Annotated in this window: 13 protein-coding genes; all 13 read left to right on the forward strand. The window is 67.3% G+C overall.

Annotated elements, in window-relative coordinates; genetic code table 11:
- The first annotated feature begins 239 nt into the window (after window positions 1–239).
- The 13 genes from BM397_RS06440 (at window position 240) to iolE (ending at window position 14454) form a co-directional block, all read left to right on the forward strand.
- Window positions 240–1208, forward strand: coding sequence for a substrate-binding domain-containing protein (locus tag BM397_RS06440; protein ID WP_092420006.1), 969 nt, complete (start codon window positions 240–242; stop codon window positions 1206–1208).
- Window positions 1209–1316: 108 nt separating this feature from the next.
- Window positions 1317–2372 carry an ABC transporter permease gene (locus tag BM397_RS06445; RefSeq protein WP_245695948.1) on the forward strand — a complete coding sequence of 352 codons (1056 nt, stop codon included), beginning with the start codon at window positions 1317–1319 and terminating at the stop codon, window positions 2370–2372.
- A 3-nt stretch (window positions 2373–2375) separates the two neighbouring features.
- Complete coding sequence (locus BM397_RS06450) at window positions 2376–3191, forward strand: ATP-binding cassette domain-containing protein (RefSeq protein WP_092420009.1); 816 nt, start codon at window positions 2376–2378, stop codon at window positions 3189–3191.
- A 112-nt stretch (window positions 3192–3303) separates the two neighbouring features.
- Window positions 3304–4308 carry a Gfo/Idh/MocA family oxidoreductase gene (locus tag BM397_RS06455; protein WP_092420012.1) on the forward strand — a complete coding sequence of 335 codons (1005 nt, stop codon included), beginning with the start codon at window positions 3304–3306 and terminating at the stop codon, window positions 4306–4308.
- On the forward strand, window positions 4305–5264 hold the full coding sequence (locus tag BM397_RS06460; protein WP_092420015.1) for a sugar phosphate isomerase/epimerase family protein: 960 nt from the start codon (window positions 4305–4307) through the stop codon (window positions 5262–5264). The genes BM397_RS06455 and BM397_RS06460 overlap by 4 nt, the downstream gene beginning before the upstream one ends.
- A gap of 61 nt (window positions 5265–5325) precedes the next feature.
- A complete protein-coding gene (locus BM397_RS06465) occupies window positions 5326–6360 on the forward strand; it encodes a Gfo/Idh/MocA family protein (protein ID WP_092420018.1) in 1035 nt (344 codons plus the stop codon).
- Between the two features lie 75 nt (window positions 6361–6435).
- Window positions 6436–7335, forward strand: a complete 900-nt coding sequence (locus BM397_RS06470; protein ID WP_092420021.1) for a sugar phosphate isomerase/epimerase family protein — start codon at window positions 6436–6438, stop codon at window positions 7333–7335.
- A gap of 11 nt (window positions 7336–7346) precedes the next feature.
- On the forward strand, window positions 7347–8354 hold the full coding sequence (locus BM397_RS06475) for a Gfo/Idh/MocA family oxidoreductase (protein ID WP_092420024.1): 1008 nt from the start codon (window positions 7347–7349) through the stop codon (window positions 8352–8354).
- 26 nt (window positions 8355–8380) lie between these two features.
- The gene (locus tag BM397_RS06480; protein ID WP_092420027.1) at window positions 8381–9322 is read left to right on the forward strand and encodes a sugar phosphate isomerase/epimerase family protein; all 942 of its coding nucleotides are present in this window, start codon (window positions 8381–8383) and stop codon (window positions 9320–9322) included.
- Between the two features lie 12 nt (window positions 9323–9334).
- The gene (locus BM397_RS06485; protein ID WP_092420030.1) at window positions 9335–9622 is read left to right on the forward strand and encodes a putative quinol monooxygenase; all 288 of its coding nucleotides are present in this window, start codon (window positions 9335–9337) and stop codon (window positions 9620–9622) included.
- Window positions 9623–9645: 23 nt separating this feature from the next.
- Window positions 9646–11559, forward strand: a complete 1914-nt coding sequence (locus BM397_RS06490; RefSeq protein ID WP_092420033.1) for a bifunctional 5-dehydro-2-deoxygluconokinase/5-dehydro-2-deoxyphosphogluconate aldolase — start codon at window positions 9646–9648, stop codon at window positions 11557–11559.
- A gap of 98 nt (window positions 11560–11657) precedes the next feature.
- Window positions 11658–13499 (forward strand): 3D-(3,5/4)-trihydroxycyclohexane-1,2-dione acylhydrolase (decyclizing), encoded by a 1842-nt coding sequence (gene iolD / locus BM397_RS06495; protein ID WP_092420036.1) that lies wholly within the window; start codon window positions 11658–11660, stop codon window positions 13497–13499.
- A 46-nt stretch (window positions 13500–13545) separates the two neighbouring features.
- Complete coding sequence (iolE, locus tag BM397_RS06500) at window positions 13546–14454, forward strand: myo-inosose-2 dehydratase (RefSeq protein WP_092420039.1); 909 nt, start codon at window positions 13546–13548, stop codon at window positions 14452–14454.
- The last annotated feature ends 18 nt before the right edge of the window (window positions 14455–14472 follow it).

The raw sequence follows: 14472 nt of genomic DNA on the forward strand, positions 1-14472 counted from the left end.
GGCAATGTTCAGAGACCAGCGGCGAGGAGGCCCTGGCAGATGCGGCAGAGGAGCCGTGTCACATGGAGGAGTTCACAGGTTTTCCGCGGCACGATGCCGCGACGCATGCGCAGGGGGCGTGAGGCTTCTGCGCACCAGCCGAGTTGTCCGCCGGGACACCGCAAGAGGAGCGCGGGACCGGGTCCACGGACGTTGACTGCCGCCACAAGGCGGTGACGTACCTTAGGGAGGAACTACGCATGCAACTGACCAAGACCCTGAAAGCGACCGTTTGCGCCGCCGTTCTCGCAGCCACCGCCGTTCCGGCCTCTGCTGCGAACATCGCGGTGATCGCCGGTTCGATCGAGGATGGCTTTTTCAACCTGATCAAGAAGGGCGTGGACGACGCGACCCTGATGGTCGAGGCGAACGGCGGCTCGGTGAACTACCTGCGCACGCCCAACTACGACAACTTCGGCCCGGATCTGGTGAACCTGATCAACCAGGCTGTGGCACAGGGCGTCGAAGGCATCGCGATCCCGGTCTGGGTCCCCGAGGCACAGGTTCCCGCGCTGCAGGCCGCCGCCGGGAAGGGCATCAAGATCATGATGTACAACTCCGGCCAGGACGTGAAGGACGACGTTCAGGGCGTCAACTACTTCGGCTCGGACGAGTTCGTCGCGGGCAAGGCCGGCGGTGCCTACATGGCCGAGCAGGGCGCGAAGAAGATCCTCTGCCACATCCACACCCCGGGCGCGGTCAACCATGAAAGCCGCTGCGCCGGCGTCAAGGAAGGCGGCGAGGAGGGCGGCTCGGAGGTAATCATCCTGCGCACCCCGGCCAACCTCGACGGAGACATCACCGGCACCGCGGAATCGATCAAGTCCGAGCTGGTCGCCGACCAGTCGATCGACGCGGTGATCTCGCTGGCCGCCTGGTCCGCCGACGCCTCGACCAACGCCGTCGCCCAGATCGGCGCGCAGGACCGGGTGATGGTCGGCTCCTTCGACCTCAGCGAGTCCGCGCTCGACAGGATCAAGGCCGGCACCCAGAAAATGGCAATCGACCAGCAGCCCTACCTGCAGGGCTTCCTCGCCACCGCCATGCTCGCCGCCCACATCGACTTCGGCACCGAACTGGCCACCGATCCGGTGCTGACCGGACCGGCGATCGTCGACGCGTCGAACATCGACACCGCCCTCGCCGGCGTGTCGAAGGGCGCCCGCTAAGTCACCGCGACCTCGGTCCCGGGCCAGAAGGTCCGGGACGTCCCGCCCGGCGCTCGCGCACCCCGAGGGTGCCCGCGCGGAGACCGCACCCCTGCCAGAGAGAACCGTATGACCATGGAAACCACATCACAGACATCGAAACCCGCGCGGCCCGCCGCCACGCCGTCTTTTTCCATCGGCGCCCTGTTCCGCCGTCCCGAGGTTGGCGCCTTCATGGGCATGGTACTGGTCTTCGTCTTCTTCGCGTACTTCGGGTATGATCGGAACTTCCTGTCGCCCTTCGGCACCTCGTCCTGGGTCAACATGGCCTCGACGATCGGGATCATCGCAATTCCCATCGGCTTCCTGATGATTGCCGGCGAACTCGATATTTCCATCGGTGCCATGGTTCCGGCGGCCAAGATGTCGATGGCCATCGCCTGCGGCTTCTACGGGCTGCCCTTCGTCGTCGGCCTGCTGATCACCTTCGGCATCGCCTTCGTGGTCGGCTGGATCAACGGCATGCTGGTGACCCGCACCAATGTGCCCTCGCTGATCGTCACACTCGCGACGCTCTTCGCGGTCTCCGGCCTGACGCTGTTCCTGTCTCTGCTGCTGACCGACACCACGAGCCAGGCGCTCACCTCGCCGCCGGTGGCGAAGTTCATCTTCGGCGACTACCACTTCTGGGGCTTCCAGTCCTCGGTCTTCTGGTGGATCGCCATTGCCGCCGCGCTCTACTACGTGCTGCACATGTCGCCCTGGGGCAACTGGATCCTCGCGCTCGGCGGCGACAAGGAAAGCGCCCGCAACGCCGGTATCCCGATCAACAAGCTGAAGATCTCGCTGTTCATCCTGACCGCCATGGCCGCTGCCCTCTCGGGTGTCTGCGAGACGGTCCTGTCGAACTCGGCCACCACCACCACCAACTTCGCGCTGATCTTCAACTGCATCATCGCGGTGGTCGTCGGCGGGGTGCTTCTGACCGGCGGCTTCGGCACCGTGGCGGGCGTCTTCTTCGGCACCGCGACCCTGGCGATCGTCCAGCAGGGCATCGGCTACACGCCCTTCGACCGAAACCTCTCGTCGCTCATCATCGGTGTCATGCTGCTCATCGCGGTCCTGATGAACGACACCTTCCGCAACATGGCGACCTCGATGTCCGCCTCGAAAAAGGGGAAGTGAGCGATGACCGCACCCGTTCTTGAAATGCGCAATGTCGACAAGAGCTTTGGCCCGATCGACGTTCTTCACGAAATCAGCCTCAAGGTCCATGCAGGGGAGGTGCTCTGCCTCCTCGGCGACAACGGCGCCGGCAAGTCCACCCTGATCCGTACCCTCTCGGGCGTGCACAAGCCCACCCGCGGCGAGATGCTGATGGATGGCGAGCCTGTCAACTTCACCAATCCCAAGCAGGCGCAACAGATGGGCATCGCCACGGTGCACCAGTTCGGCGGCACCTACCCGCTGATGTCGGTTGGCCGGAACTTCTTTGTCGGCGCCGAACCAACCAAGGGCTGGGGGCCGTTCAAGGTCTTCGACCGCCAGAAGGCCAACGCTATCGCCGTGGATGCCGTGCAGAAGTTCGGCATCACCCGGATCACCGACGGCGACCGCCTGGTCGGCGGCCTGTCCGGCGGCGAGCGCCAGTCGCTGGCCATTGCCCGGGCGGTGCACTTCGGCGCCCGCGTGCTGATCCTCGACGAGCCGACCGCCGCGCTGGGGGTCAAGCAGGCCGCCCACGTGCTGCGCATCGTCAACGAGGCCAAGCGGCGCGGCCTGGCGGTGATCTTCATCACCCACCAGGTGATGCACGCCATGGCGGTGGGCGACCACTTCGCGGTGCTGATCCGCGGCGCCATCGCGGCGGACTTCCGCAAGGGCGACAAGTCGCGCGAGGAGATCGCCGATCTCATGGCCGGCGGCGAGTCCATGGCCGACCTGGAAGCGTCGATCGAAGGCTACATGGAGACTCACGAGGGGCATCCTCCGCCCGCCCACTGAGCCTCCAGGGGATGCGGCAGCTCCCAAACCGCATCCCTCTTGGTGACCCGGCCCCCGTGTCAGCCGGGTCACCACCCAGAATTCCCACCCCCGAACCCCGTGGATTGAGAAAATGACCACCCGAATTGCCATCATCGGAGCCGGCCTCATGGGCGCCGACCATGCCAGGATCGTCGCCGAGGAACTGCCCGGCGCCGCGCTGCAGGTGGTCTGCGACATGGACGCCGCGCGGGCGAAGGCGGTGGCCGACCGGCTGGGCGCAAAGGACGTGGGCAGCGATCCCGAGGAGGTCATTGCCCGGTCCGATGTGGATGCGGTGATCATCGCCAGCCCCGATTTCACCCATGCGCCGCTCTCGCTCGCCTGCATTCGCGCGGGCAAGAAGGTGCTCTGCGAAAAGCCCCTGTCGCAGTCGTCGCAGGAGTGCCTCGCCGTGATCGAGGCCGAGCAGGCCGCTGGTGCGCGCTACGTGCAGCTCGGCTTCATGCGGCGCTTCGATCCCTCCTACGTCGAGATGACCGCGGCGCTGGCCGCCGGCACGCTCGGGCGCCCGCTGATGATGCACAATTTCCACCGCAACCTCGAAACTCCCGCTGCCGAGTTCACCGGCGCGATGGCGATCACAAATTCCGCCCCGCATGAGTTCGACGTGGTGCGCCACGTGCTCGGCACCGAATACACCTCGATCTCTGCCTTCCAGCCGACCCGTTCGGACGCGCTGGTGGCGCCGGTGGTCATGGTGCTGGAGACCGAGGGCGGCCAACTGGTGACCATCGAGATCAACAATAACGCCGCCTATGGCTACGACGTGCGTGCCGAGCTTGTCGGCGAGGCCGCCAGCATCTCGATGAACCACGTGGCCTACACGCGGCTCGACAGGGCGCAGAGGCAGTCCACCACCTTCGAAGCCGACTGGCGCGGGCGTTACTTCGATGCCTACCGGCAGCAGAACCGCGCCTTCCTGCGCTTCGCGCAGGGCGAGGCCTTCCCCGAGCAGGGGGCGTCGGCCTGGGACGGCTATGCTGCGGCGGTCGTCGCCGAGGCCGGCGTCACCGCGCTGGCGTCGGGCGTGAAGACCGCCGTGGCGATGATCGACCGTCCGGAGGTCTACGCATGAAGCTGGGTTTCGTCTCCGACAGCCTCGGCGGCGTGGGCTTCACCGAGATGCTCGACCACGCGCAGCGCATGGGCGTCTCGGGCATCGAGGTAACCACCGGTGGCTGGTCCACCGCGCCGCATCTTGATCTGAACGACCTGCTGGCCAGCGCAGAAAAGCGCCGCGCCTACCTCAAGGAATTCGAGGCGCGCGGGCTGGAGATCATCAGCCTCAACGCCAATGGCAACCCGCTGCACCCGACGGACCCGGCGCAGGGTGACTGCCTGAGGAACACCCTGCGGCTCGCCGGTGAGCTGGGGCTCGGCACCGTCTGCACCATGTCCGGCCTGCCCGAGGGCTGCGCCGGGGACCGGATGCCGAACTGGGTCGTGTCCTCCTGGCCGCCCGAGACGCAGGCGATCCTGCGCTACCAGTGGGAAGAGCGGCTGCTGCCGTTCTGGACCGAGGTCGCGGGGCTGGCTCAGGAGGCGGGCGTCAACCGCATCGCGCTCGAGCTGCATGGCAACCAATGCGTTCACAACGCGCCCTCGCTGCTGAAGCTGCGCGCCGCGATCGGTCCGCTGATCGGCGCCAACCTCGACCCGTCGCACCTTGTCTGGATGGGTGCCGATCCGCATGTGGCCGCCGAGACGCTGGGCGCGGCGATCTATCACGTGCACGCCAAGGACACCTTCCTGAACGGGCCGGTGCAGGCCGTGTCGGGCCTGCTGGAGACCGGCTCTCTGATGGACATTCCGGCGCGCAGCTGGAGCTACATCACGCTCGGCTTCGGCCACGGCGAGGAATGGTGGCGGCAGTTCTGCTACCGCCTGAAGATGGCTGGCTATGACGGCTGGCTGTCGATCGAACATGAGGACGTGCTGCTCAACAGCCTGGAAGGGCTGGAGAAATCCGTAGAGCTGCTGCAGCGGGTCATGCCCCGCGCGGTGTCGGATTTCAAACCGCAGGACATCTGAGGAACGACCCGCGCGCCGCAGGAGGAGACGCCGGTGCGCAAGACTGAGGAGGAGAGGTCACATGACCCTGAGGATCGGAGTTGTCGGTTACGGCACCGGCGGGCGTCACTTTCACGCACCGTTCATCGACGCTGCGGCGGGCTGCGCGCTCGCGGGCATCGTGGCGCGGGCGCCGGGCACCGTTGCCGCCGCCAACGCGGACTGGCCGGGCCTGCCGGTCTACCCGAGCCTCGCCGCGATGATCGAGGCCGGGGTCTGCGACGCGGTGACCATCTCGACGCCGCCGCATACCCGCCGCGAGCTAGTGCTGGAGGCCATCGAGGCCGGGCTGCACGTGGTGGCTGACAAGCCTTTTGCCCCCAGTGCCGAGGCGGCGCTGGAGCTCGACGCGGCGGCAGAGGCAAAGGGCGTCACGCTAGGCGTCTACCAGAACCGGCGCTACGACGCCGACATGCAGACGCTGGCCAAAGTGCTGCGCGACGACACGCTCGGCCCGCTCTGGCGCGTGCATTCGCGGATGGATTTCGACGATCCGGCAACGCTCGAGGCCGGCCCCACCGGCGGGCTGCTGCGCGATCTCGGCAGCCATCTCGTCGACCAGATGATCTGGCTGCTCGGCCCGGTCACGGAGGTCGATGCGCAGATGGATTACCTCGATCTGCCCGAGGGTCCGACCGACGCGGGCTTTACCATCACGCTGCGCCACGAGGGCGGCACGCATTCTCACATCAACGCCAGCAAGTGCAACTTCCTCAACCTGCGCGAACTGCGCGCGCTCGGCGGTGAGGGCAGCTTCGTGGCGCAGAGCACCGACGTGCAGGCGCAGCAGATCTTTGCCGGCAAGCGCCCGGCGGCGGACCCCGAGACCTGGGGGTTCGAGCCCGAGAGCAACTGGGGTGTGCTGCGCACTTCGGATGGCGCACGCCATGTGCCTTCGGAGCAGGGCCGCTACCACGACTACTACGAAGCCTTCGCAGCGGCGGTGCGGGAGGGCTCCGCCCCCCCGGTCACCGCCCGGCAAGGTGCCCGCACCCTCGCCGTGCTCGACGCGGCACGGGAAAGCGCCACCAGCGGGCGCTCCGTCTCACTCATCTAGTCACCACACGCGCCCGGTCAGGGATCAACGGAGGACCGGCGCGACACAGGACAGACATCCAGGAAAGGCCAAGCCGTGAAAATCGCACTCGACCCCTTCATGCACCGCCATCTGAGCCTCGAAGAGCTGCCGTCCAAGGTGGCAGAGCTGGGTTACGACTGGATCGAACTCAGCCCCCGCGGGGACTTTCTCGAATGGTTCAAGGCGCCGCGCGTCTTCCCCGACCGCATCAAGACCTTCAAGAAGGCGCTGTCCGACGCCAACGTCGGCATCGCCACGCTGCTACCGATGTACCGCTGGGCCAGCAACGACGAGGACGAGCGCAAGGCAGCGGTCAAGCACTGGAAGCGCGCCATCGAGATCGCCGTCGAACTGGGCGTCGACACGATGAACTCCGAATTCGGCCGCGGCCCGCACCCGGACAAGGGCAGCTGCTACTGCTGCCACACCGGCTCGATGATCGAGGCCTGCGAGGACGCCTGGTGGCGGTCCATGGAAGAGCTGGTGCCGGTCTTCGAGCGCGAAGGCATCAACCTGCACATCGAGCCCCATCCCGAGGATTGGGTCGAGACGCTGCAGCCTTCGGTCGACCTCATTCGCACGGTGAACAGCCCGCGGGTCAAGTTCCTCTACTGCTGCCCGCACACCTTCTATTTCGGCGACGACACCGTGGCGATGCTGCGCGAATGCGCCGACGTGCTGGCGCATGTGCATATCGCCGACACCTTCAACCACAAGGCCAGCTCGGGCCTGCGCTACATCCTCAACCCGCCGGGTACCCAGGCGCGCGTGCACCAGCACCTGAACATCGGGCAGGGCGAGGTGCCGTGGGACGATTTCTACCGGACGCTGGCCGAGATCGGCTTTGACGGGATCATGACCGCCTGCGTCTTCGCCTGGGAGGACAAGGCCGACGAGTCCGGCAAGTTCATGCGCGCCGAGATGCAGCGCCTCATCGACAAACATTTCAAGTGAGGGCCGGGAGAATGACGCTCAAGGTCGGAGTTATCGGGACGGGGATGATCGGGCAGGACCACATCCGCCGTCTGACCAAGGTGCTGTCGGGTGTCGAGGTCGCAGCCGTGGCGGACATCGCCCGTGATCGCGCCGAGGCCGCCGCGCCCGAAGGGGCCGAGGTCTTCGACACGCCCGAGGCACTGATTGCCTCGGACACCGTCGAGGCCGTGGTGATCTGTTCGTGGGGGCCCGCCCATGAGGAGCAGCTGCTTGCCTGCATCGACGCCGGCAAGCCGGTGTTCTGCGAAAAGCCCATGGTCACCTCGGAAGAGGCGGCGCTCAGGGTGATGGCGGCCGAGACCGCTTTTGGCCGACGTCTCGTGCAGGTCGGCTTCATGCGCCGCTTCGACGCCGACTACCGCCGGCTCAAGGCAGTGATCGACGGCGGCACGCTGGGCGCGCCGCTGATCTACAAGTCGATCCACCGCAACGCCTCGGTGCCCGAGGGGCTCTATACCTCGGAGATGCCGCTCAACGACACACTGGTGCATGACGCGGACATCTCGCGCTGGCTGCTGAGCGATGAGGTCACCGGGGTGGAAGTGCGGCTGCCGCGCCGCTCGACCCGCGGCGGTGAGCTGCGCGATCCGCACATCGTGCTGCTGCACTGCGCCTCGGGGGCCATCGTCGACGTCGAGATCTCGGTGAACATCGGCTACGGCTACGACATCCGCGGCGAGGTCAGCTGCGAGATGGGTGTGGCCGCGCTGCCGAACCGCCCCGCGACCGTCGTGTCGGATCAATACGGCATCCGCCAGACCATCCCAGAGGACTGGCGCGAGCGCTTCATCGAGGCCTACGATCAGGAATTCCGCGAGTGGATCGTCGCCGCGGGGCAGGGCACCGCCACCGGCCCCTCGGCCTGGGACGGCTACGCGGCGACGCTGGTCGCCGATGCCGCGCTGCGCGCTGTGGAAAGCGGCGCCCACGAGAAAATCACCATGATCGACAAGCCGGCGCTCTACGCCGCAGCCTGAGCAGCTCTTCGGGAGGAGAGAAAAGAATGAAACTGTCCATCTGCACAGACGTGATGGGGGATCTGCCCTTCACCGACATGCTCGACAAATGCGTCGACCTTGGCGTCGAGGGCATCGAGATGACCGGCGGCGGCTGGTCGCCCGCGCCGCATTTCCGCGCCGAGACGCTGCTTGCCGACAAGGGCGAGCTGAAGAAGCGCCTGAACGAGATCGAGGCCCGCGGCCTGCAGATCGCCGCGCTCAACTGCTCGGCCAACCCGCTCGATCCGGGCGAGATGGGCACGCGCCACCGCAAGGAGATGGAGGACACCATCCGCCTCGCCGGCGAAATCGGGGTCAAGAAGATCGTCACCATGTCCGGCCTGCCCGAGGCGGCGCCCGGCGACACTGTGCCGAACTGGCTGGTCTACACCAAGTCCTGGCCCGCCGAGATGCCCGAGCGCGACCGCTACCAGTGGGAGGACCGGGCCTTCCCGCTCTGGCACGACCTCGTCGCGCATGCGAAATCCTGCGGCGTCGAGAAATACGCGCTCGAGAACTTCTCGGCGATGCTGGTCTGGAACCCCGAGACGCTGTTCCGGCTGCGCAGCGAGGTCGGCGAGATGGTCGGCATGAACCTCGATCCCAGCCACCTCTTCTGGAAGGGTGCCTGCCCGATCGCGGTGGCGCGGGCGCTCGGCCCGGCGATCCACCACGTGCACGGCAAGGACACGCGCATCGAGCGCGGGCTTGCGGACATCAATGGCTATCTGGAGCTCAAGGAGGTGACCGACGTCGCCAATCGCGCGTGGAACTACGTGGCGGTCGGTGCGGGCCATGACCTGCAATGGTGGAAGGAGTTCTTCTCGGTCGTCGGCATGATGGGCTACGACGGCTGGGTGAGCCTCGAGATGGAGGATTTCACCATGTCCACCGAGGCGGGCATCCGCTCCTCGATCGACGCGCTCCAGGCGACGATCATCCGCTGAGAGGGGGCGCAGGTGTACAAGTTCATCATCACCATCGACTGCCAGCCGGGCACGCGGGACAGGATACTCGCGCAAGCGCCGGAGGCGCAGGCGGCGACCCGCGCCGAACCTGGCTGCATCGCCTACGACTTCTACACCTGCACCGACAACCCCGACCGGCTGGTCTTTGTCGAAAGCTGGAAGGACGAGGCTGCCCACGCCTTTCACATGCGCCAGGCGCACACGCAGCGCTTCATCGCCCACCACGAACAATTTCACGACCGGCTGACGTTCGAGACGATCAACGTCGCCAGCACCTAACCCGCAAGACCGGAGACAGCGAGATGAGCAAGACCTTGGACGTGATCACCATCGGGCGCGCGGGCGTGGATTTCTACGGCGCGCAGATCGGCGGACGGCTGGAGGACATGGGCAGCTTCGAGAAATACATCGGAGGCTCGCCCACCAACATCGCCTGCGGCACCGCGCGGCTCGGGATGAAATCGGCACTGATCTCCCGCGTCGGCGACGAGCACATGGGCCGCTTCATCCTCGAGCAGCTCGCCCGCGAAGGGGTGGAGACGAAGGGCGTGGCCACCGACCCCGAGCGGCTCACTGCGCTGGTCATCCTCGGCATCCGCGACCAGGAGCAGTTCCCGCTGATCTTCTACCGCGAGAACTGCGCCGACATGGCGCTCTGCGAGGACGACATCGACGAGGACTTCATCGCCTCGGCCCGGGCCGTGGTGCCCACCGGCACGCATCTGAGCCACGAGAACACCCGCGCCGCGGTGCTCAAGGCGCTGGAGCTGGCCAAGAAGCACGGCGCGCAGACCGCGCTCGACATCGACTATCGCCCGAACCTCTGGGGGGTGCTCGGCCACGGCGACGGCGAGAGCCGCTTCGCCGAGAGCGCCGAGGTCACCGCGCAGCTGCAATCCACCCTGCATCTCTTCGACCTGATCGTGGGCACCGAGGAAGAGTTCCACATCGCCGGCGGCTCGACCGACACGCTGGAGGCGCTGCGCAACGTGCGCAAGGTCTCGGACGCAACGCTGGTCTGCAAGCGCGGACCGATGGGGGCGACGGCCTTCGAAGGCGTGATCCCGGACAGCCTTGACGGCGGTCAGACGGGGCCGGGTTTTCCAATCGAGGTGTTCAACGTGCTGGGCGCCGGCGACGGCTTCATGTCGGGTCTGCTGAAGGGCTGGCTCGATGGCGAGGACTGGCCCACCACGCTGAAATACGCCAATGCCTGCGGGGCCTTCGCCGTCTCGCGCCACGGCTGCACCCCGGCCTACCCGAGCTGGGAAGAGCTGCAGTATTTCTTCGAGCGCGGCATCAAGCGAAAGGACCTGCGCAATGACGCGGCGCTCGAGCAGGTGCATTGGGCGACAAACCGCAAGGGCGACTGGTCGACCATGCGCGTCTTCGCCTTCGATCACCGCAGCCAGATGGAAGAGATGGCCGGCGCAACTCCGGAAAAGATCGGCGCCTTCAAGCAGCTCTGCCTGCGCGCCGCGCATGAGGTCGCGGGCGGGCAGGGCGGCCACGGCATCCTCTGCGACGGGCGGCTCGGGCGCGACGCGCTCTTCGAGGCCGAGGGCACGGGGCTGTGGATCGGACGCCCGGTGGAATGGCCGGGTTCGCGGCCGCTGATGCTCGAGCCCGATCTGGGGCCGGACTACGGCGGGCTGACCGAATGGCCGCGCGATCAGGTGGTGAAATGCCTGTGCTTCTGCCACCCCGAGGATGACGCCGAGACATGGGCCGCACAGGAAGAGACCGTGCTGCGGCTCTTCACCGCCGCGCGGCGCAACGGGCTGGAATTCCTGCTGGAGGTGATCCCCTCGAAGGTTGCGCCGGTAAACGACGAGACCACGGCGCAGGTGATCCGCCGCTTCTACGCACTCGGCGTTTGCCCCGACTGGTGGAAGCTCGAGCCGTTCAAGACCGAGGCGGCCTGGGCCAAGGCGGTGGCGGCGATCGAGGAGAACGACCCGCGCACCCGCGGCATCGTGGTGCTGGGTCTCGACGCCCCGGAGCAGGAGCTGGCCGAGAGCTTTGCGCTGGCCGCGCGCCAGCCGCTGGTGAAGGGCTTTGCCGTGGGCCGGACGATCTTCGGCGATGCGGCGCGGGCCTGGATGAGCGGCGCGATCAGCGACGGCGCGGCAATTGAGCAGATGGCGGCGCGCTACGCGAAGCTTTGCAAGGTCTGGGACGCGGCGCGCGCCGGAGCGCAGGAGGCCGCGGCGTGAAGGATGGCGACGTGAGAGGGGGCGCTGCCCCCGTCCGCGCCGGGGCGCGAACTCCCCCGGGATATTTTGATCTAGACGAAGGGGCCGCTGGCGGCCGCATGGGAGGAACGACGATGGGCACGATCCGGCTGACCGCCGCGCAGGCGATGATGAAATGGCTCTCCGTGCAGATGACCGAGGAGGGTGACCGCTTCATCGAAGGGGTCTGGGCAATCTTCGGGCATGGCAACGTCGCCGGGATCGGCGAGGCGCTGCACGGCATCGGCGATGCGCTGCCCACCTGGCGCGGGCAGAACGAGCAGACCATGGCCCATGCCGCCATCGCCTATGCCAAGACAAAACGGCGGCGGCGGGCGCAGGCGGTGACCTCCTCGATTGGCCCGGGCTCGACCAACATGGTGACGGCGGCTGCGCTGGCGCATGTGAACCGGCTGCCGCTGCTGCTGATCTGCGGCGATGTTTTCGCCAACCGCCGACCCGACCCGGTGCTGCAGCAGATCGAGGATTTCGACGACGGCACGGTTTCGGCCAACGACTGCTTCCGCCCGGTGTCGCGCTACTTCGACCGCATCACCCGGCCCGAGCACCTGCTGACCTGCCTGCCGCGGGCGATGCGGGTCATGACCGATCCGGCGAACTGCGGCCCGGTCACGCTGGCCTTCTGTCAGGACGTGCAGGCCGAGGCCTACGACTACCCCGAGGCCTTCTTCGAGCCGAAGGTCTGGCGCATCCGCCGGCCCGAGCCGGATCCGGTCGAACTTGAGGCGGCGCTCGAGATGATCAAGGCGGCACAGCGCCCGCTGATCGTCTCGGGTGGCGGCACGCTCTACTCGGGCGCGGAGGGCGAGCTCGCGGAGTTCGCCACCCGCCACGGCATCCCGGTGGTGGAGACACAGGCGGGCAAGGGCGGGCTCTCGTGGGAGCACGCGCTGAACTTCGGCTCGCCGGGGGTCACCGGCTCTGCCTGCGCCAACCAGCTTGCGGCCGAGGCGGATCTGATCATCGGCGTCGGCACGCGGTTCCAGGACTTTACCACGGGCTCGTGGACGGTCTTCGGCGCCGAGGGGCGCAAGCTGCTGTCGATCAACCTCGCGGGCTATGACGCGCAGAAGCACAATGCCGCGCCGGTGGTGGGCGATGCCAAGGTGGTGCTGGAGAAGCTGGGTGCGGGGCTCGGGGCGCAGAGCTTCGGCTGGCACGATGCCGCGTCGCGGACGGGCTGGCACGACGCCGTGGCGCAGGTCACCGCCGCGCCGAACGGGGCGGGGCTGCCCACGGATGCGCAGGTGATCGGGGCGGTGCAGCGGGTCTCGACCAGGGACACCGTGGTGATGTGCGCCGCGGGTACCATGCCCGGCGCGCTGCAGGTGCTCTGGCAGGCGGCCGAGGGCGGCTATCACATGGAGTACGGCTATTCCTGCATGGGCTACGAGGTCGCCGGTGCCATGGGCATCAAGCTCGCCGCGCCCGAGAAGGAGGTGATCTGTTTCGTCGGGGACGGCTCCTACATGATGGCGAACTCCGAGCTGGCGACGGCGGTGATGCGGCGCGTGCCCTTCACCATCGTGCTCACCGACAACCGCGGCTACGGCTGCATCAACCGGCTGCAGATCGAATGCGGCGGGGCCGAGTTCAACAACATGTACAAGGACAGCAACGTCGAGGTTCAGCCCGAGATCGACTTCGTCGCCCATGCCGCCTCGATGGGCGCGCATGCGGAGAAGGCCGCGGACATTGCCGAACTCGAGGCGAAGATCGCCGAGGCGCGCAGCCGCGACATTCCTTCGGTGATCGTCATCGACACCGACGCGGTGCCGGGCACCGGCGCGGGCGGGCATTGGTGGGACGTCGCCGTGCCGCAGGTCGGCGGGCCCGAACGGCTCGAGCAGGCGCGCGAGAAATACGAGGCGCATAAGGCCACGCAATTCGTGCTGAACTGAGGGCGCAGGTCCGGAGTATTTTGGGAAAGATGAAAGGCAGGGGGCCATGATCCGGTTCGGCACCAATCCCATCGCCTGGTCGAACGACGACGATTGGTCGATCGGGGATCACCTGAGCCTCGAGGACTGCCTGCGGGACTGCCGCACGCTCGGCTTCGACGGCATCGAGAAGGGGCACAAGATGCCGGGCGAGGGCGCGGCGCTGAGGGCGGTGCTGGATCGCTACGGGCTGCGCTTCGTCGGTGGCTGGCATTCGACCAATCTGCTGGTCAATGACCTCGAGGCCGAGGTGCGGGCACTGCGGGAGGTCATCGCCTTCGTGAGGGCGGCGGGCGGCGATCATGTCAACGCCTGCGAATGCTCGAACGCGGTGCATGGCCGGGACGCGGACGCGGTGAACGACAAGCCGGTGATGACCGAGCCGGAGTGGGAGCGCTTCTCGACCGGCTACGAGGAGCTGTCGCGCGTGGCGGTCGAGGAGGGGATGGCCATGGGCTATCACCACCATGTCGGCACGGTGATCGAGACCGAGGCGGAGATCGAGCGCTTCATGGACATGGGCGGGGCACACACGCGGCTGCTGCTCGACACCGGCCACGCCTGGTTCGGTGGAGCAGACCCGGAAAAGCTGGCGCGCAAGTACATGGACCGAGTGAGCCACATCCACTGCAAGAACGTGCGGCCCGACGTGGCGGCGCAGGTGCGGGACGAGCGGCTCAGCTTCCTCGAAGGAGTGCGCCGCGGCGCCTTCACGGTGCCCGGAGATCCCGAGGGCTGCGTCGATTTCGGGCCGGTTCTCGCCGCAGCGGCGCGGCAGGGCTACGCCGGCTGGGTGGTCATCGAGGCCGAGCAGGACAGCGCGCTGCGCGACCCGTTTGAGTACCAGGGCCTGGGGCTGCGGACGCTGAAAGCGCTGGCCGCCGAGGTTGGGCTGATCCAGCCGCAGGACGCCTGAGACGGGGCGCGGTGCGAG

It is taken from the genome of Alloyangia pacifica, from assembly GCF_900116195.1.
GTDB classification, from domain to species: Bacteria; Pseudomonadota; Alphaproteobacteria; order Rhodobacterales; family Rhodobacteraceae; genus Salipiger; species Salipiger pacificus.

Coding starts and splice junctions, on each gene's coding strand:
- BM397_RS06490 (WP_092420033.1), top strand. CDS start 9,646: ATGAGCAAGACCTTGGACGTGATCACCATCGGGCGCGCGGGCGTGGAT.
- iolD (WP_092420036.1), top strand. CDS start 11,658: ATGGGAGGAACGACGATGGGCACGATCCGGCTGACCGCCGCGCAGGCG.
- BM397_RS06480 (WP_092420027.1), top strand. CDS start 8,381: ATGAAACTGTCCATCTGCACAGACGTGATGGGGGATCTGCCCTTCACC.
- BM397_RS06465 (WP_092420018.1), top strand. CDS start 5,326: ATGACCCTGAGGATCGGAGTTGTCGGTTACGGCACCGGCGGGCGTCAC.
- BM397_RS06445 (WP_245695948.1), top strand. CDS start 1,317: ATGACCATGGAAACCACATCACAGACATCGAAACCCGCGCGGCCCGCC.
- iolE (WP_092420039.1), top strand. CDS start 13,546: ATGATCCGGTTCGGCACCAATCCCATCGCCTGGTCGAACGACGACGAT.
- BM397_RS06455 (WP_092420012.1), top strand. CDS start 3,304: ATGACCACCCGAATTGCCATCATCGGAGCCGGCCTCATGGGCGCCGAC.
- BM397_RS06475 (WP_092420024.1), top strand. CDS start 7,347: ATGACGCTCAAGGTCGGAGTTATCGGGACGGGGATGATCGGGCAGGAC.
- BM397_RS06450 (WP_092420009.1), top strand. CDS start 2,376: ATGACCGCACCCGTTCTTGAAATGCGCAATGTCGACAAGAGCTTTGGC.
- BM397_RS06460 (WP_092420015.1), top strand. CDS start 4,305: ATGAAGCTGGGTTTCGTCTCCGACAGCCTCGGCGGCGTGGGCTTCACC.
- BM397_RS06440 (WP_092420006.1), top strand. CDS start 240: ATGCAACTGACCAAGACCCTGAAAGCGACCGTTTGCGCCGCCGTTCTC.